This is a genomic window from Segatella copri, from assembly GCF_024330485.1.
In the GTDB taxonomy this organism is placed as follows: domain Bacteria; phylum Bacteroidota; class Bacteroidia; order Bacteroidales; family Bacteroidaceae; genus Prevotella; species Prevotella copri_L.
Window position 1 is genome coordinate 1 of record NZ_JANDWX010000003.1, and the last position, 22,741, is coordinate 22,741.

Consider the following 22,741-nt stretch of genomic DNA (forward strand, 5'->3'; position numbering starts at 1 on the left):
CGGTTTACCAGTTGTGCCGCCAGGCGCACCGCTGGGTATCTGAGTCTGGATTGGATAAGCGCTGAAAGCATCTAAGTGCGAAGCCAGCCGCAAGATGAGAACTCCATTGAGGGTCGTCAGAGACGATGACGTTGATAGGATGCAGGTGTAAAGACAGTGATGTCAAAGCCGAGCATTACTAATTGCCCGAACACTTTCTTTATGAAAGTTCATAGTTTCAACTGTATGTACAGTCTGAATGGTGCTGAAAGTTGTAATTCAACATTCAACAATCAACATTCAACATTACTTATACGTTTGCTTGTGTGCAAATACGTCATAACCCATTATCAGGTGGTTATTGCGGTGAGGTCCCACCTCTTCCCATTCCGAACAGAGAAGTTAAGCTCACTTGCGCCGATGGTACTGCAATGCAATGCGGGAGAGTAGGTAGCCGCCTCCTTTCAATTTCAGAAGCCTCGATTACGAAAGTAGTCGGGGCTTTTTTTGTTTTTTTATCTGCTCAAGATGTTTTTTATCAGCAGATGACGTTGATTACACGGATTTTTATTATCTTTGCAGCATGATTTGGACCGATAGAATAAGACAGGTGAAGATTTTTTTGGTGATAGCGGCAGTGTTTATTGCTGTCGCCTCTCTTGTTGTGTCTCATTTTCTGGTTCGTGATCTAGCAGAAGAGGAACGCAACCGTATGGCGGTTTGGGCTGAAGCTATGCGTACGCTCAATAATGCCGATGAGAATACTGACTTGAACTTGGTATTGAAGGTTATCAATGAAAATAATTCCATTCCGGTTATCGTAATGGATTCTGAAAACCATGCTCAGACTTTTCGTAATGTTGATGTGGAAGGGAAAGATTATGCTGATTCCCTTGCTTATGCTTCTGCCATCGGTCAGCGGCTCTTGAAACAAGGCAAGAATATTAAAATTGAACTAGATGATTCAACGCATGACTATATTCAGGTTTGCTATGATGAATCCCTCATGATACGACGTCTGTCAGCTTATCCTTATATTCAGTTGGGGGTAGTCATGCTCTTTGTGGTTATTGCCATCTTTGCTTTGCTTACTTCCAAAAGAGCGGAACAGAATAAGGTGTGGGTGGGGTTGTCTAAAGAAACTGCTCATCAGTTGGGTACTCCAATTTCCAGTCTGATGGCTTGGATTGAAATTCTGAAGATGAATTATCCGGATGACGAACTCATTCCTGAAATGAACAAGGATATCCAGCGTTTGCAACTGATAGCAGACCGTTTCTCAAAGATAGGTGCCCTGCCAGAACCTGTTTCTGCAAGTTTGAACGAAGTGATGAATCATGTTATAGACTACATGGATCGTCGAACATCGAAGAATGTTAAAATGGTGAAGGAAATACCTGAACAGGATGTTATCGTTAAGATGAATGCCTCTCTCTTTGAATGGGTGATAGAAAATCTGTCGAAGAATGCTGTTGATGCTATGGGAGCAAATGGTGGACAGATTACGCTCCATGTGGAAGAAATAGATGATAAAGCTATTATAGAAGTTTCAGATACAGGAAATGGTATAAGAAAAAAAGATTTGAAGAATGTATTCCGTCCCGGTTTTACTACCAAAAAGCGAGGCTGGGGCTTAGGTTTATCACTAGCTAAACGAATCGTAGAAGAATACCATCATGGTAAAATATGGGTGAAAAGTACAGAAATTGGGCATGGAACCACCTTCAGAATCGAGTTAAAGAAAGAATAATCAATTAATAATGAGTGATTTTAGTGATTTTTACATAAAAAATTATTTTATCTCAAAAATTATTTGTAACTTTGCAGCCCGAAACAATATAGTATATATTGAATATGTGTAACATAGATTCTTTTAAGATTGATTTGAAAGCTTTACCTCAAGGTATAACCGAAAAGGAATTTAAGCTTACCAATGAATATTTTGAGGCAATCGATGCTCCTGATGTTCAGAGAGGCGAGTTGTCAAGTAGTCTGTCTATCAATAGGACGGATGACTTCTTCGAACTCAATTTCCATACTAAGGGAGTGGTTCACATACCATGCGACATCTGTCTGGACGATATGGATCAAACCATTGAGACTAATGACAGGCTAGTCGTAAAAATCGGAGAAGAGTACTCAGAGGATGATGATCTGGTGACTGTGGCCGAGAACGAAGGAATACTCGATGTCGCCTGGTTTATCTATGAATTTATAGATCTCAATATTCCCATCAAGCATGTGCATGCACCTGGAAAATGCAACCCTGCTATGATTGAAAAGCTCAATGAGCATTCTGCCGCCCGAAGCGGTGAGGAAGAAGAGGAAACTGTAGATCCACGCTGGGAAGCTCTATTAAAATTGAAAAAATAAAAATTAAAATTTTAAACATTTAAAAATTATGGCACATCCTAAAAGAAGACAGTCAAAGACACGTACACTTAAGAGAAGAACTCATGATAAGGCAGTAGCTCCTACATTGGCAGTTTGCCCTAACTGTGGTGCATACTATGTATACCACACTGTTTGCCCTACTTGCGGTTACTATCGTGGTAAGGTTGCAATCGTTAAGGAAGCAGCTGAATAATGGGTAAAATTAATGCTGTAATTACAGGTGTCGGTGGCTACGTGCCAGACTATATCCTCAACAACGAGGAATTGTCTCGCATGGTAGATACTACAGATGAGTGGATTACCACCCGTGTGGGTATCAAAGAGCGCCGCATCCTTACAGAGGAAGGCCTCGGAACCAGCTATCTGGCGCGTAAAGCTGCCAAGCAGTTGATTCAGAAGACTGGCGTTGATCCAGATACAATCGATGCACTGATTGTAACAACCACGACACCTGACTACAAGTTCCCTTCTACAGCATCTATCGTCCTCGGTAAGCTGGGCTTGAAGAATGCTTTCGCATTTGACTTCTCTGCAGCTTGCTGTGGATTCTTGTATACCCTTGATGTTGCTGCAAGCATGATTCAGAGTGGTAGATACAAGAAGATTATTGTGATTGGTGCTGACAAGATGTCTTCATTGGTAGATTACACAGACCGTGCTACTTGTGTTCTCTTTGGAGATGGAGCAGGTGCGGTTTTGGTGGAGGCAACTGAAGAGGAGAACGTTGGTGTTCAGAACTCATACCTTCGTACAGATGGACAAGGTTTGCCTTTCCTTCACATGAAGGCTGGTGGTTCTGTTTGCCCTCCATCACATTTTACAGTTGATCATCGCCTGCACTATCTTTATCAGGAAGGTCGTACTGTATTCCGTTACGCAGTAACAGATATGAGCAACGACGTGATGAAGATCATGGAAATGAACAATCTGAAGGCTGATGATGTGAACTGGGTAATTCCTCACGAGGCTAATCTCCGTATTATCGAGGCAGTAACCAAGCGTGCTGGAATTCCACTTGATAAGGTGGTTGTAAACATCGATCATTATGGAAATACTAGTGCAGCAACAATCCCATTGGCACTCTGGGATGCAGAAAGCCAATTGAAGAAGGGCGATAACGTCATCTTCACAGCATTTGGTGCAGGATTTGTACATGGCGCTTCTTTCTATAAGTGGGCGTATGATGGCGCTGCTTACGGAAAGTAATCTATAAAAATAGGATAGAATAATAATCTATATAAGGAAACGCATCTTTCTTATTTCTCTATAAATAAGTAAGGATGCGTTTCTTTAGCTTAAAAACAATAGAGCTTAACTTCTTGATAGTAAAATTTTGCTAAATTCAATTTTTTATGCATAAAGCTGGTTTCGTAAATATAGTAGGTAACCCTAATGTGGGAAAAAGTACCTTGATGAATCAATTGGTGGGTGAACGTATTAGTATTGCAACTTTTAAGGCTCAGACAACCCGTCATCGTATCATGGGTATTGTGAATACTGATGATATGCAGATTGTATTTTCTGATACTCCTGGTGTTTTGAAGCCTAATTACAAGATGCAGGAGATGATGCTTGCCTTCTCTGAGAGTGCATTGGCGGATGCTGATGTGCTGCTTTATGTGACTGATGTGATAGAAAACCCTGAAAAGAACATGGAATTCTTGGAAAAGGTTAAGAAACTGCAGATTCCTGTACTCTTGCTCATCAACAAGATTGATCAGAGTGATCCGAAGAAGTTGGGTGATATTGTTGAAAAATGGCACTCTTTGTTGCCTAATGCAGAGATTCTTCCTATCTCAGCGAAGAATAAATTCGGAACGGATATGCTCTTGAAGCGCATTAAGGAACTCTTGCCGGAATCTCCTGCTTTCTTTGATAAGGATCAGCTGACAGACAAGCCTGCCCGTTTCTTCGTTTCAGAGATTATCCGAGAAAAGATTTTGCTCTATTATGATAAGGAAATACCTTATTCTGTAGAGGTAAGAGTGGAGCGATTTAAGGAAGATGAAAAACGTATCCACATTAATGCAGTGATTTATGTTGAACGTGATTCCCAAAAGGGTATCATCATCGGGCACCAGGGTATCGCATTGAAAAAGGTGAATACCGAGAGTCGTAAGGCTTTGGAAAAGTTCTTCGACAAGAAAATCTTCTTGGAGACTTTCGTAAAAGTTGATAAGGATTGGCGCAGCTCTCAGCGAGAACTTGATGCCTTTGGATATAATCCGGAATAATTGATAGTTAAGAGTTAATAGTTTAAAGACGCCTTAATAACTATAAACTATCAACTGTAAACTATCAACTAAAATAACTCCTCCCTGAATGTAATCGAGGGAGTGACTCTCGCCAAAAGAGCGAGGGCCGGAGCAAGGTCAGCTTCGGCAAATTATTAACTTGGATGCAGAGACCACATCCTTGAATACCTCCTAAAAGGAAGGAGGATAATGACTGTTTATGGCAAATTTAGTAGCTATTGTAGGACGCCCTAATGTGGGTAAGTCTACTTTATTTAATCGTTTGACTCAATCACGTCGCGCTATCGTTAGTGATACTGCCGGTACTACTCGTGACCGCCAGTATGGTAAGTGCAGTTGGAATGGTAGAGAATTTTCGGTTGTTGATACCGGTGGTTGGGTTGTAAAATCTGATGATATTTTTGAAGATGCTATCCGCAAGCAGGTGCTTGTTGCTACCGAAGAGGCTGACCTGGTTCTCTTCCTGGTAGACGTTAACACTGGCCTTACTGATTGGGATGAAGACGTGGCGCTTATTTTGCGTCGTGCCAAATTGCCTGTTATCCTTGTTGCTAACAAGGTTGATAACAGCGCAGAGTATTATCAGGCTGCTGAGTTCTACAAGTTGGGCTTGGGTGATCCTCAGTGTATCAGTGCTGCTACAGGTGGTGGTACTGGTGATTTGCTTGATATGATTCTGGACAAACTTCAGGACAATCCGGAGGAGGCAATCGAAGAAGATATTCCTCGTTTTGCGGTAGTAGGTCGTCCGAATGCTGGTAAGAGTAGCATTATCAATGCTTTTATCGGTGAGGATCGTAATATCGTGACAGAAATTGCTGGTACTACACGTGATAGTATCTATACCAGATACGATAAGTTTGGTTTCGATTTTTACCTGGTTGATACAGCTGGTATCCGTCGTAAGAACAAGGTAAGCGAAGACTTGGAATTCTATTCAGTGATGCGTTCTATCCGTGCCATCGAGAATAGTGATGTCTGCATCCTGATGCTCGATGCTACCCGTGGTATCGAGACCCAGGATATGAACATCTTCCAGTTGATTCAGAAGAACAACAAGAGTCTGGTGGTTGTAGTAAACAAATGGGATTTGGTTGAGGAGAAGAATCAGAAGGTAATTGATACTTTTGAAAATGCAATCCGCAAGCGTATGGCTCCATTCGTAGACTTTCCTATCATCTTTGCTTCTGCCTTGACTAAGCAGCGTATTTTCCGAGTATTGGAAACAGCCAAGGAAGTTTACCAGAACCGTAAGGCTCATATTGGAACTTCTAAGTTGAATGAGGTGATGTTGCCTATTATCGAGGCATATCCTCCACAGAGCATAAAGGGTAAGTATATCAAAATTAAGTATTGCACCCAGTTGCCTAATACAACGATTCCTTCGTTTGTGTTCTATGCAAACTTGCCTCAGTATGTCAAGGAGAACTATCGCCGTTTCCTGGAGAATAAGATTCGTGAGAACTGGTCATTACATGGCTGTCCTATCAACGTCTTCATTCGTCAGAAGTAAATAAATGAAGCGAAGAATGCAGAATCAAAGTGTATAAAAATGAAGAAACTTTTGATTTTTATGATATTCATGGTGGGATTGGTATTTTCTTCCTGTAGGGAGGAAAAGCCTGATCCTGGCTATCTTGCAGGTATTGCTGCCAAGGGATATTATGATTTGCTTTTAGAGGGCAAGTATAAGGAGTTTGTAGACGGCTACAATCAACCTTATCGGTTGCCAAATGGCTATCAGAATCAATTGCTGATGAATGCCAAAATGTTTGTTGAGCAGCAGCAAGATGAACATAAAGGTATGGTTAAGGTGAATGTACTGAATGCAAAGGCTGATACAGCGCATCATGTTGCTGATGTTTTTCTGCAAGTGGTGTATGGTGACAGTACTAAAGAACAGATAGTGGTACCTATGGTAGAGGTCAAGGATGCCTGGAAAATGAGATAGTATTTATTTTGTAATAAAAAAGCCATCAGCCAGTTTCTGGGCTGATGGCTTTTTTTTTGAACGATACTGTTTTATTTGTTTTTAGCTTCTTCCAGCTCCACCTCCTTTACTTTGCGGAAGAGATCGGAAGCAAAGACTAAATCGTTGAGTTTCTCGTTTGTTGAGGTCATCACTTCATCTTTGTTGCCTTGCCATTCTTTATGACCTTGGTAGATAAAGCAGATGTTTTCACCAATGCCCATCACCGAATTCATGTCGTGGGTGTTGATGATGGTAGTCATATTATAGTCTTTGGTGATGCCTGAAAGCAGTTCATCTATCACAAGTGAGGTCTTTGGATCCAAACCTGAGTTTGGCTCATCGCAGAACAAGTATTTCGGATTCATTACGATGGCACGTGCAATAGCTACTCGTTTCTGCATACCACCCGAGATTTCTCCAGGATATTTCTGCTGAGCCTCTATCAGATTGACGCGGTCAAGACATTCCTGAGCCCGTTTTACGCGCTCCCTGTAATTCATGGTAGAGAACATATCAAGTGGAAACATGACATTCTCAAGTACATTCAGAGAGTCGAACAGGGCTGCACTTTGGAAAATCATTCCCATCTCGCGGCGCATCTGGACTTTTTCTTTTTTTGACATCCGGGTGAAGTCACGGTCATCGTAGAGAACTTCGCCACTTGTAGGCTGAAGTAATCCTACGAGATTCTTCATGAGTACGGTCTTTCCGGAACCGCTCTGTCCGATTATCAAATTAGTCTTTCCTGTTTCAAAGGTGACGTTTATATTGTCTAATACAACCTTGTCGCCAAACGACTTGGTGAGATTTCTAACTTCTATCATAGTTTACGAGAGAATTTGAGTGAGGAAAACATCTGAAAACAGAATCAAAACACTAGAACAGACAACAGCATCGGTTGACGATTTTCCAACCTCAACAGATCCACCTTCTACGGTATAACCGAAATAAGAAGATACGCTGGAAATGATGAATGCAAAGAAAAGGCTCTTGATGATGCTCATCCATACAAACCATTGGTTAAATGAATGTTGCAAGCCAAGTGTCAGATCATCTGGTGGTAGGATATGCCCAATATATGCTGTTCCGTAGGCGCCGATGATACCCATGCCAGAACTGAAGATAACCAGGAATGGCATGATGGTAACCAAACCGAGAATTTTAGGCAGAATGAGGTAACATGCAGAGTTCACTCCCATGATATCAAGGGCATCAATCTGTTGGGTGACACGCATTGTTCCCAACTCCGAAGCGATATTAGAACCCACTTTACCTGCGAGAATCAGACACATGATACTTGATGAGAACTCCAGAAGCATGATTTCTCGGGTGGTGTAACCTGAAACCCATCGTGGCATCCATGGACTCTGAATGTTCAATTTCATCTGGATGCAGATAACTGCTCCAATGAAGAAGGATATCAGTAAAACGATACCAATAGAATCAATACCCAATTGCGACATCTCCTTGATGTATTGTTTCAAGAACATGCGCATGCGCTCAGGACGTGAAAAAGAACGTCCCATCAATATAAGATATTTACCGAAGGTGGTAAGCCATTTTTCTATTAACATGCTATTATAAAACTGAATTTTGCTGCAAAATTAACCAAAATCCTCTAAAAAACTGCAATATTATGAATAGTTTTTGATTTTATAAGCGATATTTCCTTTATTTTTAGTATTTTTGCAGCCAAATTAGCTAATTATGGACGAAATTAACAATAACGAACAGCAAAATCAGAATTCTCTGGTTTTGCGAACAGAGGGATTGGTGAAGCGCTATGGTAAACGAACGGTTGCCAATGGAGTTTCTATCAATGTGAAGCAAGGAGAAATTGTGGGATTGCTGGGACCTAATGGTGCTGGTAAGACAACTTCTTTCTATATGACAACTGGACTTGTTGTGCCTAATGAGGGACATGTCTTTCTGGGAGATCAGGAAATTACTGATTTCCCTGTATACAAACGTGCCCGTGCGGGAATCGGATACCTGCCTCAGGAGGCCAGTGTTTTCCGCAAGATGAGTGTTGAGGACAATATACTTTCAGTCTTGGAAATGACAGGAAAACCACGTAGTTATCAGTTGCAGAAATTAGAGAGTCTTATTAGCGAGTTTCGTCTCAATAAGGTTCGTAAGAATAAGGGTGACCAGCTTTCCGGAGGTGAGCGCCGCCGTACAGAGATTGCCCGTTGCCTGGCTATTGACCCAAAGTTTATCATGCTCGATGAGCCATTTGCTGGTGTTGACCCTATTGCGGTAGAAGATATTCAGCATATTGTATGGCAGTTGAAGTATCGCAATATCGGTATTTTGATTACCGACCATAATGTACAGGAGACTCTGACCATTACAGACAGAGCCTATCTGCTGTTCGAAGGAAAGATTCTTTTCCAGGGCAAACCAGAGGAATTGGCAGAGAATAAGATTGTGCGCGAAAAGTATCTGAGTAATAGTTTTGTGCTCAGAAAGAAGGACTTTCAGCTCATAGATGAGCAAAAAAGAGCCAAAGAAGCAGCGTCTGATGGTTAAAAAATCATTTTTTTCTCTTATATATTAGGTATATCCATTAAAAATGTGTAATTTTGCAAGCCAATTGCGGTTATACACGAAAACTGTAGAATTAAAGAAAATATTAACAATAATAAAATAACAAATATCAAGATGAAAATTTCATTTGAAAATCCTGACAAGATTAATGGTCTTTTGACCCTCGTTGTCGAAGAGGAAGATTACAAGAATGATGTCGAGAAGACATTGAAAGATTATCGTAAGAAGGCTAATGTTCCAGGTTTCCGTCCTGGTCAGGCTCCTATGGGTATGATTAAGCGTCAGTTCGGTCCATCTGTAAAAATGGAAGCTATCAACAAGCTCGTTGGTCAGCAGATTTACAAGTATGTACAGGACAACAATATCCAGATGCTCGGTGAGCCTCTCCCATCAGAGAAGCAGGAGCCAGCTGACTTGGAGAATGGTACTTCTTTCACATTTATGTTTGATATCGCTGTTGCTCCAGAGTTCAAGGTAACTCTCAATGGTCGCGACAAGGTTGATTATTATAACATCACAGTTGATGATAAGATTCTCGATCAGCAGATTGATATGTACGCTCAGCGTGCAGGTAGCTATGAGAAGGCTGAGAAGTACGAGGAGAATGACCTTTTGAAGGGTGACTTGCGTGAGCTTGATGAAAATGGCAATACCAAGGAAGGTGGTATCACTGTAGAGGGTGCTATCCTGATGCCTAGCTACATCAAGGTTGACGAGCAGAAGAATCTCTTCAACGATGCTAAGCTCGGTGATGTAATCACATTCAACCCTAAGAAGGCTTATCCAGAGAACGATACTGAGGTTTCTTCACTCCTGAAGATTGAGCGTGAAGCTGTTAAGGACTTGGAGTCAGAGTTCAGCTTCCAGATTACAGAAATCCAGCGTTTCAAGAAGCATGAAATCAACGAAGAGCTCTTTAAGCAGGTTCTCGGTGAGGATACTGACGTGAAGGACGAGACTGCTTTCCGTGCTAAGATTGCAGAGGGCTTGAAGGCACAGCTCGTTAACGATTCTGATTATAAGTTCATTCTCGACGTTCGTGAGCACTGCGAGAAGAAGGTAGGTGAATTGCAGTTCCCAGATGCACTCTTGAAGCGTATCATGTTGGCTAACAACAAGGATAAGGGCGAGGAGTTCGTAGAGAAAAACTATGCTGAGAGCATCAAGGAGTTGACATGGCATCTTATCAAGGAGCAGCTTATCAAGGCTCAGAATATCAAGGTTGATGACAATGACCTGATGGAGACAGCTAAGGAGGCAGCTCGTGCTCAGTTCGCTCAGTATGGTATGAACAACATTCCTGAGGAGTACATTGAGAACTATGCTAAGGAAATCCTCAAGAAGGGTGACGCTACAGATGCACTTGTAGATCGCTCTATCGACCGTAAGTTGGCTGCAGCTCTGAAAACAGCTGTAAAACTCAACGAAAAGGAGATTTCTGTAGAAGATTTCAACAAGATGATGCAGGAATAACATTTTTTTGAAAAAAAACTTCAAATAAATACGAGGTTATCGACTTTTTTTATTATCTTTGTTCCACCGAACGAGAAATAAGGGTCGATAACCTCTTTTTTCGTATGGCTTAAGACGTAAAATACTATATAGATATGAACGATTTTAGAAAATATGCAACCAAGCATCTTGGTATGAATGGTATGGTGCTTGATGATGTTATTAAGGCACAGGCTCAGTATATGAACCCTTACATCTTGGAGGAGCGTCAGCTGAACGTTACTCAGATGGATGTATTCTCTCGCTTAATGATGGACCGTATCATCTTCCTGGGTACACAGATTGATGACTACACCGCAAATACATTGCAGGCGCAATTGCTGTATCTGGATTCAGTAGATAGTGGCAAAGATATTTCTATCTATTTGAATAGTCCTGGTGGTAGCGTTACTGCCGGTTTGGGTATTTATGATACCATGCAGTTTATCTCTAGCGATGTAGCTACTATCTGTACAGGTATGGCTGCTTCTATGGCTGCCGTGCTGCTCGTTTCTGGTCAGGAGGGTAAGCGTTCTGCTTTGCCTCATAGCCGTGTCATGATTCACCAGCCATTAGGAGGCGTTCAGGGTCAGGCTTCTGATATTGAGATTGAGGCTCGCGAAATCTTGAAGATGAAGAAGGAATTGTATACTATCATTTCAGACCATTCTCATACTCCTTATGATAAGGTTTATGCTGATAGCGACCGTAACTATTGGATGACAGCTGAAGAAGCCAAGGAATATGGAATGATAGATAATGTGTTGGTTCGTAAATAACGAATTGTTTTAAGTAAATATGCGTATATATAATAAGGTGCGCAAGAAGAGATAATAATTATAATATGCCAAAGAAAGTATGTAGCTTCTGTGGAAGATCAGAAAATGAAGTCAGATTACTCATCACGGGTATCAATGGCTTCATTTGCGAAGATTGTGCTAAGCAGGCTTATGAAATTATACAGTCTACAGGGGTCTTGGCTCCTAAAGCTGGGGAGGGTAAGTTTGTTCTCAAAGAGGTGCCAAAGCCTGTAGAGATCAAAAAATACCTGGATGAATATATCATCGGTCAGGATCAGGCTAAGCGCAATTTGGCTGTCGCTGTATATAACCACTACAAGCGTTTGCAGCAGCCAAAGGATGAAGATGGTGTAGAAATCGAAAAGAGTAATATCATCATGGTTGGTAGTACCGGTACAGGTAAAACCTTGTTGGCGCGTACAATAGCTAAGATGTTGGATGTTCCTTTCACCATTGTTGATGCCACTGTATTTACTGAAGCAGGTTATGTGGGTGAAGACGTTGAAAGCATCTTGTCGCGTCTGTTGCAGGTTGCTGATTATGATGTGGCTGCAGCAGAAAGGGGCATTGTGTTCATTGATGAGATTGATAAGATAGCCCGCAAGAGCGATAATCCTTCTATCACGCGTGATGTGAGTGGCGAAGGTGTACAGCAGGGATTGTTGAAACTCTTGGAAGGTACCATGGTTAATGTTCCGCCTAAGGGTGGACGCAAGCATCCTGATCAGGATTATATCCATGTAGATACCAAGAATATCCTGTTTATCTGTGGTGGTGCTTTTGACGGTATTGAGCGTAAAATAGCTCAGCGTATGAATACGCACGTAGTAGGCTATAATTCGGTTCAGAATGTAGCTAAGATAGATAAGAAGGATTTGATGCAGTATATTCTTCCACAGGATTTGAAGTCTTTTGGCTTGATACCTGAAATTATCGGCCGTTTGCCTGTGCTTACTTATCTCAATCCGTTGGATAGGGAGGCTTTGCGCAAAATCTTGGTTGAACCTAAGAATTCAATTGTCAAGCAGTATCAGAAATTGTTTGAGATGGATGGCATCAAGTTGAAGTTTGATGAGGAAGCACTCGATTATATCGTAGACAAAGCGGTAGAGTATAAACTGGGCGCTCGCGGACTTCGTTCAATTGTTGAAGCTGTGATGATGGATGCTATGTTTGAGATTCCATCAGAGAAGGTTAAATCATTCACTGTTACGCTGGAGTATACCAAGCAACAGTTGGATAAATCTCATCTCGGACAGTTGGAAACAGCATAATTCAGTTGGGCTTTTCGCCCAATTGAATGCTATTTAATCGTATATATAGACATATATAATATAATAATAGGTGGATATGACAGAACAGGTTAATCTTACAGGACAGTTGAAGCATTATTTCGGCTTCGATTCGTTTAAGGGTGATCAAGAGGCAATCATCAGAAATTTGATGAGTGGCAATGATACTTTTGTATTGATGCCTACAGGTGGCGGTAAGAGTTTGTGTTACCAGTTGCCTTCGCTCATTATGGAGGGAACAGCTATTGTGATTTCTCCTCTGATTGCTTTGATGAAGAACCAGGTAGATGTTATTAATGGTTTGAGTGAAAGTGATGGCGTGGCTCATTATCTCAATTCATCATTGAATAAGTCGGCTATTGAGAAGGTGAAGAATGATATTCTCAATGGTACGACCAAACTCCTGTATGTTGCACCTGAATCTTTGACGAAAGAAGATAATGTTGAGTTCCTTAAAACAGTAAAGATTTCGTTCTATGCCATTGATGAGGCTCACTGTATCTCTGAGTGGGGACACGATTTCAGACCAGAGTATCGTCGTATTCGCCCTATTATTAACGAAATAGGTGTTGCACCTGTGATAGCGCTTACAGCTACTGCAACAGATAAGGTACGTACTGATATCAAGAAAAACTTAGGCATCATGGATGCCAAAGAATTCAAGAGTTCTTTTAACCGCCCTAACTTGTATTATGAGGTGCGCCCGAAGAACAAGGATATCGATCGTCAGATCATCATGTTTATTCGTCAACACAAAGGAAAGAGTGGTATTATCTATTGTCTCTCCCGTAAGAAAGTAGAGGAATTGGCAGAGGTATTGAAAGCCAATGAAATCAAAGCGGCTCCTTATCATGCCGGTCTTGATTCGGCTACCCGTTCTCAAACCCAGGATGATTTTCTGATGGAGCGTATTGATGTCATTGTTGCTACTATCGCCTTCGGAATGGGTATCGATAAACCTGATGTCCGTTTTGTTATTCATTATGATATACCCAAGAGCTTGGAAGGTTATTATCAGGAAACGGGTAGAGCCGGACGTGATGGAGGCGAGGGTATATGTATCGCCTTCTATGCCCGTAAAGACCTCAGAAAACTGGAGAAGTTTATGGAGAACAAACCTGTAGCAGAACAGGATATCGGCAGACAGTTGTTGCAGGAAACGGCTGCCTATGCTGAATCGTCTGTCTGTCGCAGGAAAATGTTGCTTCATTATTTTGGTGAGGAATATCATGAAGAAAACTGCCATAACTGCGACAACTGCCTGCATCCTACAGAAAAATTCGAGGCTAAGGATGCGCTGCTCGTTGTTTTGGAGTCTGTTGCTGCGGTGAAGGAGAATTTCCGCCAGGAATATATCATCGATTTTGTAAAGGGACGTGCTACTGATGATATCGTTTCTCACAAGCATGATGAACTGGAGGAGTTTGGAGCAGGAGAAGATATGGATGCTAAAGTTTGGAATCCTGTTATCCGTCAGGCGTTGATAGCCGGTTATCTCAAGAAAGATGTAGAGAACTATGGCCTTTTGAAGTTGACAGCTGCGGGTAAGCGTTTCATTAAGAATCCTGAATCATTCATGATCGTTGCTGATAAGGAATTCTCTGATGATTTTGATGGAGCGCCTCTGAGCGAGCATAATACAGGTGCTTTGGATCAGACACTTTTCTCCATGTTGAAAGACTTGCGTAAGACAGTAGCAAAGAAGCATAAATTGCCGCCTTATGTTATTTTCCAGGATATTTCTCTGGAACAGATGGCAACGATGTATCCTGTAGATATGCAGGAATTGCAGAACATACAGGGAGTTGGAGCCGGTAAGGCAAAGAGGTATGGTAAGGAGTTCTGTAAATTGATCAATCAGTATTGTGAAGAGAATCTGATAGAGCGTCCTGAGGAATTACGTGTCAGGACAGTTGCCAAGAAATCAGTCTTGAAGGTAAGCATCATTCAGAGCATAGACCGCCAGATAGATCTTGATGATTTGGCAGAAGCAAAAGGTTTGGATTTCTCAGAATTGCTTGACGAAATAGAGGCAATCGTTTACAGCGGTACTAAGCTGAATATCGATTATTTCATAGAGGAAGTTGTGGATGATGACCATGTAGATGACATCTACGATTACTTCATGGAGAGCGATACTGATGATTTGAATGCGGCTCAAGATGAATTGGGTGAAGACTACAATGAAGACGAAATTCGACTCGTCAGAATCAAGTTTTTGTCCGAACAAGCCAACTAATCACGTTAAATAGCATTAATAAGGTAAGATTTTCGTGAAAAGCGAACTCTATCTGAGAAATTATTGCTAAATTTGCACGCAATAAATTTTTAAAGGTTACAATATGTCATCATTTGTTGCAGATAAAATTGTAATGGACGGTCTCACTTACGACGACGTCCTTCTTATCCCTGCGTATTCAGAGGTACTACCAAAACAGGTAGAGTTGAAAACCAAGTTCTCTCGTAACATCGAGTTGAACGTTCCATTCGTTACAGCAGCGATGGACACCGTTACCGAGGCTTCAATGGCGATAGCTATCGCTCGTGAAGGTGGTATCGGTGTAATTCACAAGAACATGACCATTGAGGAGCAAGCTCGTCAGGTTGCTATTGTGAAGCGTGCTGAGAATGGTATGATTTATGACCCTGTCACCATCCGTCGTGGCAGTACAGTGAAGGATGCTCTTGATATGATGCATGATTATCATATCGGTGGTATTCCTGTGGTAGATGATGAAAATCATCTTGTAGGTATTGTTACCAACCGTGATCTTCGTTTTGAGCGCCACATGGACAAGAAGATTGATGAGGTAATGACTAGCGAGAATTTGGTTACCACTCACATCCAGACCGACTTGGTTGCTGCTGCTGCCATCCTGCAGGAGAATAAGATTGAGAAACTCCCTGTAGTTGACAACGAAAATCACCTGGTAGGTTTGATTACTTACAAGGACATCACAAAGGCTAAGGACAAACCTATGGCTTGCAAGGATGCCAAGGGACGTCTTCGTGTGGCTGCCGGTGTGGGTGTTACTGTAGATACATTGGATCGTGCCAAGGCTTTGGTTGAGGCTGGTGCTGATGCTATCGTTATCGATACTGCTCATGGTCACTCTAAGGGTGTAATTGAGAAACTCAAGCAAGTTAAGGCTGCCTTCCCACAGGTTGATGTTGTGGTAGGTAATGTGGCTACTGGTGAGGCTGCCAAGTATTTGGTAGAGAATGGTGCTGATGGTGTTAAGGTAGGTATCGGTCCTGGTTCTATCTGTACTACTCGTGTGGTTGCCGGTGTTGGCGTACCACAGTTGAGTGCTGTTTATGATGTATATTCTGCTCTTAAGGGTACTGGTGTGCCTTTGATAGCTGATGGCGGTCTTCGTTACTCAGGTGATGTTGTGAAGGCTTTGGCTGCCGGTGGTAGCTGCGTTATGATCGGTTCTTTGGTTGCTGGTACTGAGGAGAGTCCTGGTGATACCATTATCTTCAATGGCCGTAAGTTTAAGAGCTATCGTGGTATGGGTTCTTTGGAGGCTATGGAGCAGAAGAATGGTTCTAAGGACCGTTACTTCCAGGGTGATACCAAGGATGCCAAGAAATTGGTTCCAGAGGGTATCGCTGGTCGTGTGCCTTACAAGGGAACTGTCCAGGAGGTCATCTACCAGCTGATTGGTGGTTTGCGTTCTGGTATGGGATATTGTGGTGCTGCTACCATCGAGAACTTGCACAATGCCAAGTTCGCTCGTATCACAAATGCAGGTGTGTTGGAGAGTCATCCACATGATATCACTATCACTAGTGAGGCTCCTAACTATAGCCGTCCTGAATAATATAATTAGGAAATATGAAGTTTTATGCACTTATAGCGGCAATGCTCCTTTCGGGGAGCATTGCTTTTGCTCATACCGACCCAATTGTTATGATTATTGATGGTCAATCTGTCAAGAAGTCGGAATTTGAGTACTTTTATCAGAAAAATCATTTGGGAAATACGGTTGATTCTAAAAGTGTCAAGGTGTTTACCGATGGCTTTGTTGATTATAAGCTGAAAGTGCAAGCTGCTAAGGATGCTCATCTCGATACTTTGCCTAATATCAGGCGTGTGTTGAAACGATATGATGATGTCGAGTCATGCGAGTTGATGCCCGATAAAGGCAGTGTTCATGTTGCACATATCCTCTTGAGATTGGGACAGAAAGCATCTTACCAGGAACAGGAAGTGGTGGAAAGAAGAATCGATTCTATTTATCAGGCTCTTTGCAAAGGTGCAGATTTTGCTGACCTGGCAAAAAAGTGTTCTGATGATAAAGGGTCTGCGGTCAATGGGGGGACTTTGGCATGGTTTACAAAAGGTCAGACTGTGCAGGCTTTTGAAAAAGTAGCTTTCTCTCTGCGAAAGGGTGAGATTAGTAGACCGTTTATGTCTGAGTTTGGTTATCATATCGTCAAGTTGCTGGATAAACATGATGATGGTAATCAGAAAAAATATGTTGCTGATGCTAAGGTAGAAAATTGGCGGGGAACCTACCAGCAGCAGGAGGAAGTAGAAAACCTTTTGCTGAATGAAATCTGCCAGCGTAATATTTGGGATAAGGCTGCTGCTGATAGAAAAGGTCTGGCTGCCTTCTATGCCAAGAATAAGAAAAAATACAAATGGGAAATGAAGCGCCTGAAGAAGATGAAGGTTAATCTGCCCCGGAATGGCGAATACCCGGATGTGGTACTTGCTGACTATCAAGACTCGTTAGAGAAACAATGGGTCGCACAATTGAGGAAGAAATATAAAGTGGTGGTTTTCCATAGCATGTTGACCACTTTCAATATACATTAATATATTATAGAAACAATACATGAATACTGGATATAAAATGACAATGGCATTTATAGCCCTGCTGATGATAGTAGGAATAAGTGCTAGTGCAACAAGAGCAAGCCGTAGTGCTTTGGCTCATGAGGCTGATTCTGCAAATATCAAGCAACAAGCTGCTGCCGATTCTCAGAAAATCAATGAGGGTAGTGTGGTTGATGAGGTAATTTGGGTTGTCGGCGATGAGGCTATCCTGAAGTCAGACGTCGAGGTAACCCGTTTGCAGGCAGAGGCTGAAGGTATTAAATATACTGGTGACCCAGACTGTTCTATTCCTGAGCAGATTGCCGTTCAGAAACTGTTTCTCCATCAGGCAGCTATCGATAGTATCGAAGTATCTGAGTCAGAAGTCATGAATGGTATCGACGAACAGATCAACAGTTGGGTTTCCATGATTGGTTCTCGTGAAAAACTGGAGGAGTATCGCAAGCAAAGTATCACCCAGATGCGCCAGCAGATGCATGATGATTTCAAAAACCAACAGCTGATTCAGAAGATGAAGCAGGAACTGGTGAAGGATATCAAGGTGTCTCCAGCTCAGGTACGTAAATACTTTAAGGATTTACCTGCCGACAGTATCCCTTTTGTTCCTACAGAGGTAGAGGTTGAGATTCTTACCATGCAGCCACGTATTCCTCTTGAGGAGATTAACCGTGTGAAAAATCAGTTGCGTGAGTTTACTGACCGTGTGAATAAGGGTGAGACTTCTTTTGCTACTTTGGCTCGTCTTTATTCTGAGGATCCGGGTTCAGCCCGTATGGGTGGCGAGATGGATTATATCGGTAGAGGTATGTTGGATCCTGCGTTTGCAAATGTAGCATTCAATCTTACCGATCCTAAGAAAATCTCAAAGATTGTTGAGTCTGAGTTTGGTTATCATATCATCCAGTTGATTGATAAGCGTGGTGATAAGATTAAGTGTCGCCATATCCTGCTCAAGCCTCAGGTTTCTCAGGATGCTATTGATAAGTCTATCGGCCGTCTGGATTCTATCGGTAATGATATCCGTGCCGCTAAGTTTACCTTTGAGCAGGCTGTTGAAGCATTGTCTGATGATAAGGATACCCGCAACAACAAGGGTTTGATGGCCAATGTTACTCCTGACCAGTCAAGAACTTCCCGCTTCCAGATGAAGGATCTACCTACCGAGGTTGCCCGTATGGTAGATACAATGAAGGTAGGTGAGGTTTCTGCACCTTTCACGATGGTGAATTCCAAGGGTAAAACCACTTGTGCTTTGGTAAAACTGGTAAGCCGTGTTGACGGACATAGAGCTACTATTACCGAAGATTTTCAGGTGATGAAGGATGTTGTGTTGGCTAAGGAGCGTGCCCAGACCTTGCACGATTGGGTAGTCAATAAAATCAAGCAGACTTATGTTCGTATGAACGATCGCTATAAGGATTGTAAGTTTGAATATCAAGGTTGGATTAAATGATAAATAAAAGATTAAATAATCATATCAGAGGGCATAGAATCATATCGGTTATGGTTCTATGCCTATTTGGGTTTTGTCTGATGCAAGCCATGCAGGCTCCAAAGAAGCATGCCAGAAAACGCCCTCATGGTGACCGCGTATATCTTTTGCATGCAGATGAATTGTACTATGATATGTTCGGTAATAATCCTGATGCCCAAATATTGAAAGGTAAGGTCTCTTTCTTGCATCAGGGCAGTCATCTTACCTGTGACAGCGCGTATTTCTATCAGGCTTCTAATTCCGTGAAAGCTTTCGGACATGTTCATTACCGGCAGGGAGACACCTTGTCACTCACTTGTAATAGAGCAGAGTATGATGGGCAGATGCAGATGATGAGAGCACGCAAGAATGTGGTCTTGCATCATCGTCGGCAGACTTTGCGTACTGATAGCTTGGATTTCGACCGCTTGTATAATATGGCAAACTTCTTTGACGGCGGAACGCTGATTGATGGTAAGGATAAGCTGGTTGCCGATTGGGGTGAGTATCATACCGAAACGCGTGAGGCTAAGTTTGTCTATAATGTCAAGTTGCGCAGCGGCAAGGATGTTGTTACCACCGATACTTTGTATTACGATGTCCGTAAGTCAAAGGCTCACATGGTAGGACCTTCTAAGATTGTTTCCGGTGCAAGTGTTGTCAAGACAGAAGACGGATATTATGATACCAAGACCGATAGAGCACAGCTTTACGGCCGTTCTACGGTTATAGATAAAGACAAGACACTTACGGGTGATACGCTCTATTATGTAAAGGATGGGGAGAGTACCGGATATGGCAATGTGGTTTATGTAGACAAGAAAAATAAAAATTCCCTGACTTGCAATTATCTGCGTTACAACGAGAAAACCGGTAATGGCTTTGCCACCCGCAATCCTGTAGCGATCGACTATTCGCAGAAAGATACCCTTTGGGTTCATTCTGATACCATGCGTATCAATACCTTCCATATCAATACCGATTCGGTATACCGTAAGGTGCATGCTTATCCTAAGGTCCGTGCCTATCGCCTGGATATGCAGGCCATCTGCGATTCCCTGGTTTTCAATTCTCAGGATTCCTGCATGACCATGTATAAGGATCCTATCGTCTGGAATGGAAACCGTCAGTTGCTGGGCGAGAAGATTCTGGTCTTCATGAACGACTCTACCGTTCGTTTTGCCCATGTCATCGGACAGGCGCTGTCTGTAGAGCAGATGCCGGATAGTGTTCATTTCAATCAGATCAGTTCTTCTGAGATGAAATCTTACTTTGAAAAAGGTGAAATTAAACAAGGAGAGTCTATCGGTAATGTGCAGACCATCTATTATATGACGGATGATAAGGACAGTTCGCTCATAGGCTTGAATTATCTGGAGACCGATACCATGCGCATGTATATGGGACCGGGCAGGAAGATGGAGAAAATCTGGACCAATAAGTTTACGTCTACCATGTATCCTATGACGCAGATTCCGCCGGCAAAATATAAACTCAACAATTTTGCCTGGTTCGAGGACTTGCGTCCTAAAGATAAGAATGATATCTTTGTATGGCGTGGTAAATCCAAGGGCTCCGAACTCAAGAACATTAAGCGTCATGAAGCTCCACTTCAGAAACTGACTGACTGATTATAATGAAGCATCATTTTCTTATATGATTAATATTTTGAGATGAGTGATATTATTCAACTTTTACCCGATTCTGTTGCCAATCAGATAGCAGCAGGTGAGGTTATACAGCGTCCGGCTTCAGTTATCAAGGAGCTGGTCGAAAATGCAGTCGATGCGGGTGCCAGGAATATCCATGTCACAGTTACCGATGCTGGCCGTACCAACATCCAGGTGATAGATGATGGAAAAGGTATGTCTGAAACCGATGCTCGTTTGGCTTTCGAACGTCATTCTACTTCCAAAATCCGTAAGGCTGATGATTTGTTTGCTCTTCGCACCATGGGCTTCCGTGGCGAAGCTTTGGCGTCAATAGCTGCTGTGGCTCAGGTAGAACTGAAGTCACGACAGGCTACCGACGAGATAGGAACCCTGATACAGATTTCTGGTTCCCGATATGAGAAACAGGAGCCATGCTCCTGTGCTGTGGGAAGCATCTTCTCTGTCAGCAATATCTTTTATAATGTACCCGCGCGAAGAAAGTTCCTGAAGTCCAATTCTACAGAGTTGAACAATATTCTGACGGCTTTCGAGCGGATTGCATTGGTAAATCCTCAAATCACCTTTACTTTACATAGCAATGGTACCGAAGTATTCAATTTGCGTGCCGCTAATTTGCGTCAGCGCATTCTCGATGTCTTCGGCAAGCGTTTCAATCAGGAACTCCTGCCGGTAAATGTAGAAACCACTATGTGTAAGGTTTCTGGATTTGTGGGCAAACCGGAATCTGCCAGAAAGAAAGGTGTGCATCAGTTCTTCTTTGTCAACGGGAGATACATGAAACATCCTTATTTCAATAAGGCTGTGATGGCAGCTTATGACCGTCTGGTTCCTCAGGGTGAACAGGTGCCTTACTTTCTGTATTTTGATGTAGATCCGAAGGATATTGATGTGAATATACATCCTACGAAGACTGAAATCAAATTCGAGAATGAGCAGGCTATCTGGCAAATCCTCTCGGCTTCGGTCAAGGAGTCCATCGGTATGTTCAATGATGTACCTACCATTGATTTCGATACCGAGGATAAACCGGACATCCCTGTTTATAATCCAGAGATGAGTACGGCTGCTACGGCACCGAAGATCAGTTTGAATCCTGGTTATAATCCGTTCAAGTCTTCCTCTTCCACAGGAGCTGTCCCTATGGGAGCTAGTTTCTCTGTTCCTAAGTCAAAGCCTCAGGTGGATGAAAAATGGGAACAGCTTTATGAAGGACTCAAAGATCAGGATGATGTGCAGGGGATGGAGCAGACCATGGTGTTTTCCGATGATTCTAGTCAGGATAATACGCCAGACAGTATCATTGCAGAGAAATCGCCAGCCCATTATCAGTATAAAGGTAAGTATATCATGACTGCGGTAAAATCGGGATTGATGATTATCGACCAGCATCGCGCCCATGTGCGTGTCTTGTTCGAACAGTATTTGCGCCAGTTGGCTGACCGGACCTTTCATTCACAGAAAGTCCTCTTTCCTGAGGTTGTGCAGTTCCCGATGTCAGAGAAGGTAATCTTTGAAAAGATCCTGCCTGAAATGGAATCGATGGGCTTTGAACTGGAAGATCTTGGAGGCGGAAGCTATGCCGTAAATTCAGTTCCTGGCGGACTTGAAGGATTGAATCCTCTTAAACTGGTACAGGACATGGTTTCTTCTGCAGTAGAAAAGGGCGTATCAGCCATTGATGAAATCAATCAGACTTTGGCTTTGAGTCTGGCTCGCCAGGCTGCAATACCTCAAGGGCAGATATTGAGTAATGAAGAGATGGAGGGGCTGGTGAATGATCTTTTTGCCTGCCAGAATGTCAATTATACGCCCGACGGAAAGTCGGTACTTTGTATCCTCCGTCAGCAGGAAATTGAGCATCTTTTAGGTTAAAAGCGAGGAAAAATCCCGTTTTTCTTAAAAAAGTTAACGAAAAATGCTATTTTTTTTAGAAAATGAAGGTTATTTCAAAAAATAGTATTATCTTTGCTCCGTCATTCAGAAGGTATATATATATATAAATTGATTTTTAA

Annotated in this window: 19 protein-coding genes and 2 rRNA genes; 19 read left to right on the top strand and 2 right to left on the bottom strand. The window is 42.3% G+C overall.

The features are described from left to right. From NNC77_RS03235 to NNC77_RS03275, 9 genes are all read left to right on the top strand, one after another. A 23S ribosomal RNA gene (locus tag NNC77_RS03235) occupies positions 1-203 on the top strand; the annotation flags it as partial. A 126-nt stretch (positions 204-329) separates the two neighbouring features. After that, positions 330-442 (top strand): 5S ribosomal RNA (gene rrf / locus NNC77_RS03240). A 120-nt stretch (positions 443-562) separates the two neighbouring features. Further along, entirely contained in the window at positions 563-1,729 is a 1,167-nt protein-coding gene (locus NNC77_RS03245; protein ID WP_233339192.1) for a sensor histidine kinase, read from the top strand. A 104-nt stretch (positions 1,730-1,833) separates the two neighbouring features. Beyond that, a complete protein-coding gene (locus NNC77_RS03250) occupies positions 1,834-2,352 on the top strand; it encodes a YceD family protein (RefSeq protein WP_117728544.1) in 519 nt (172 codons plus the stop codon). A 28-nt stretch (positions 2,353-2,380) separates the two neighbouring features. Beyond that, positions 2,381-2,566, top strand: a complete 186-nt coding sequence (gene rpmF / locus NNC77_RS03255; protein ID WP_006848356.1) for a 50S ribosomal protein L32 — start codon at positions 2,381-2,383, stop codon at positions 2,564-2,566. Then, positions 2,566-3,579 carry a beta-ketoacyl-ACP synthase III gene (locus NNC77_RS03260; protein WP_006848355.1) on the top strand — a complete coding sequence of 338 codons (1,014 nt, stop codon included), beginning with the start codon at positions 2,566-2,568 and terminating at the stop codon, positions 3,577-3,579. Before rpmF ends, NNC77_RS03260 begins: the two co-directional genes overlap by 1 nt. A 146-nt stretch (positions 3,580-3,725) precedes the next feature. Further along, positions 3,726-4,607, top strand: a complete 882-nt coding sequence (era, locus tag NNC77_RS03265; protein WP_254969949.1) for a GTPase Era — start codon at positions 3,726-3,728, stop codon at positions 4,605-4,607. A 220-nt stretch (positions 4,608-4,827) separates the two neighbouring features. Further along, complete coding sequence (gene der, locus NNC77_RS03270) at positions 4,828-6,141, top strand: ribosome biogenesis GTPase Der (protein WP_117694991.1); 1,314 nt, start codon at positions 4,828-4,830, stop codon at positions 6,139-6,141. A gap of 39 nt (positions 6,142-6,180) precedes the next feature. Beyond that, entirely contained in the window at positions 6,181-6,579 is a 399-nt protein-coding gene (locus NNC77_RS03275) for a hypothetical protein (protein WP_118081422.1), read from the top strand. Positions 6,580-6,650: 71 nt separating this feature from the next. On the opposite strand, the gene NNC77_RS03280 is transcribed toward NNC77_RS03275, so the two are convergent. Continuing rightward, entirely contained in the window at positions 6,651-7,424 is a 774-nt protein-coding gene (locus NNC77_RS03280; RefSeq protein WP_203053025.1) for an ABC transporter ATP-binding protein, read from the bottom strand. A 3-nt stretch (positions 7,425-7,427) separates the two neighbouring features. Further along, a complete protein-coding gene (locus NNC77_RS03285) occupies positions 7,428-8,174 on the bottom strand; it encodes an MlaE family ABC transporter permease (protein ID WP_006848350.1) in 747 nt (248 codons plus the stop codon). A 133-nt stretch (positions 8,175-8,307) separates the two neighbouring features. Between NNC77_RS03285 and lptB the strand changes: the two genes are divergently transcribed. The 10 genes from lptB to mutL all read left to right on the top strand — a co-directional run bounded on the left by lptB (position 8,308) and on the right by mutL (position 22,601). Next, complete coding sequence (lptB, locus tag NNC77_RS03290) at positions 8,308-9,132, top strand: LPS export ABC transporter ATP-binding protein (protein WP_117694997.1); 825 nt, start codon at positions 8,308-8,310, stop codon at positions 9,130-9,132. Positions 9,133-9,264: 132 nt separating this feature from the next. Beyond that, positions 9,265-10,623: a trigger factor gene (gene tig, locus NNC77_RS03295; RefSeq protein WP_117728552.1), complete on the top strand. Its 1,359-nt coding sequence runs from the start codon at positions 9,265-9,267 to the stop codon at positions 10,621-10,623. 134 nt (positions 10,624-10,757) lie between these two features. Next, the gene (gene clpP / locus NNC77_RS03300; protein WP_006848346.1) at positions 10,758-11,420 is read left to right on the top strand and encodes an ATP-dependent Clp endopeptidase proteolytic subunit ClpP; all 663 of its coding nucleotides are present in this window, start codon (positions 10,758-10,760) and stop codon (positions 11,418-11,420) included. A gap of 65 nt (positions 11,421-11,485) precedes the next feature. After that, entirely contained in the window at positions 11,486-12,715 is a 1,230-nt protein-coding gene (gene clpX / locus NNC77_RS03305) for an ATP-dependent Clp protease ATP-binding subunit ClpX (RefSeq protein WP_117695001.1), read from the top strand. Between the two features lie 76 nt (positions 12,716-12,791). Further along, positions 12,792-14,972, top strand: a complete 2,181-nt coding sequence (gene recQ / locus NNC77_RS03310; protein WP_117728554.1) for a DNA helicase RecQ — start codon at positions 12,792-12,794, stop codon at positions 14,970-14,972. 103 nt (positions 14,973-15,075) lie between these two features. Continuing rightward, positions 15,076-16,560, top strand: a complete 1,485-nt coding sequence (gene guaB / locus NNC77_RS03315) for an IMP dehydrogenase (protein ID WP_117728556.1) — start codon at positions 15,076-15,078, stop codon at positions 16,558-16,560. A 14-nt stretch (positions 16,561-16,574) separates the two neighbouring features. Continuing rightward, positions 16,575-17,561, top strand: a complete 987-nt coding sequence (locus NNC77_RS03320) for a peptidylprolyl isomerase (protein WP_117728558.1) — start codon at positions 16,575-16,577, stop codon at positions 17,559-17,561. Positions 17,562-17,580: 19 nt separating this feature from the next. Continuing rightward, positions 17,581-19,035 (top strand): peptidylprolyl isomerase, encoded by a 1,455-nt coding sequence (locus NNC77_RS03325; RefSeq protein ID WP_117728560.1) that lies wholly within the window; start codon positions 17,581-17,583, stop codon positions 19,033-19,035. A 50-nt stretch (positions 19,036-19,085) separates the two neighbouring features. Then, positions 19,086-20,687, top strand: coding sequence for an OstA-like protein (locus tag NNC77_RS03330; RefSeq protein WP_420377566.1), 1,602 nt, complete (start codon positions 19,086-19,088; stop codon positions 20,685-20,687). Between the two features lie 42 nt (positions 20,688-20,729). Beyond that, complete coding sequence (gene mutL / locus NNC77_RS03335; RefSeq protein ID WP_117728564.1) at positions 20,730-22,601, top strand: DNA mismatch repair endonuclease MutL; 1,872 nt, start codon at positions 20,730-20,732, stop codon at positions 22,599-22,601. Positions 22,602-22,741 lie beyond the last annotated feature (140 nt).

Bases quoted from the DNA above. Each gene is read 5' to 3' on its own strand.
- rpmF (WP_006848356.1), top strand. From the start codon at position 2,381: ATGGCACATCCTAAAAGAAGACAGTCAAAGACACGTACACTTAAGAGA.
- NNC77_RS03275 (WP_118081422.1), top strand. From the start codon at position 6,181: ATGAAGAAACTTTTGATTTTTATGATATTCATGGTGGGATTGGTATTT.
- mutL (WP_117728564.1), top strand. From the start codon at position 20,730: ATGAGTGATATTATTCAACTTTTACCCGATTCTGTTGCCAATCAGATA.
- NNC77_RS03285 (WP_006848350.1), bottom strand. From the start codon at position 8,174: ATGTTAATAGAAAAATGGCTTACCACCTTCGGTAAATATCTTATATTG.
- NNC77_RS03245 (WP_233339192.1), top strand. From the start codon at position 563: ATGATTTGGACCGATAGAATAAGACAGGTGAAGATTTTTTTGGTGATA.
- lptB (WP_117694997.1), top strand. From the start codon at position 8,308: ATGGACGAAATTAACAATAACGAACAGCAAAATCAGAATTCTCTGGTT.
- tig (WP_117728552.1), top strand. From the start codon at position 9,265: ATGAAAATTTCATTTGAAAATCCTGACAAGATTAATGGTCTTTTGACC.
- NNC77_RS03250 (WP_117728544.1), top strand. From the start codon at position 1,834: ATGTGTAACATAGATTCTTTTAAGATTGATTTGAAAGCTTTACCTCAA.
- NNC77_RS03320 (WP_117728558.1), top strand. From the start codon at position 16,575: ATGAAGTTTTATGCACTTATAGCGGCAATGCTCCTTTCGGGGAGCATT.
- NNC77_RS03330 (WP_420377566.1), top strand. From the start codon at position 19,086: ATGGTTCTATGCCTATTTGGGTTTTGTCTGATGCAAGCCATGCAGGCT.
- NNC77_RS03280 (WP_203053025.1), bottom strand. From the start codon at position 7,424: ATGATAGAAGTTAGAAATCTCACCAAGTCGTTTGGCGACAAGGTTGTA.
- guaB (WP_117728556.1), top strand. From the start codon at position 15,076: ATGTCATCATTTGTTGCAGATAAAATTGTAATGGACGGTCTCACTTAC.
- NNC77_RS03325 (WP_117728560.1), top strand. From the start codon at position 17,581: ATGAATACTGGATATAAAATGACAATGGCATTTATAGCCCTGCTGATG.
- era (WP_254969949.1), top strand. From the start codon at position 3,726: ATGCATAAAGCTGGTTTCGTAAATATAGTAGGTAACCCTAATGTGGGA.
- der (WP_117694991.1), top strand. From the start codon at position 4,828: ATGGCAAATTTAGTAGCTATTGTAGGACGCCCTAATGTGGGTAAGTCT.
- clpX (WP_117695001.1), top strand. From the start codon at position 11,486: ATGCCAAAGAAAGTATGTAGCTTCTGTGGAAGATCAGAAAATGAAGTC.
- clpP (WP_006848346.1), top strand. From the start codon at position 10,758: ATGAACGATTTTAGAAAATATGCAACCAAGCATCTTGGTATGAATGGT.
- recQ (WP_117728554.1), top strand. From the start codon at position 12,792: ATGACAGAACAGGTTAATCTTACAGGACAGTTGAAGCATTATTTCGGC.
- NNC77_RS03260 (WP_006848355.1), top strand. From the start codon at position 2,566: ATGGGTAAAATTAATGCTGTAATTACAGGTGTCGGTGGCTACGTGCCA.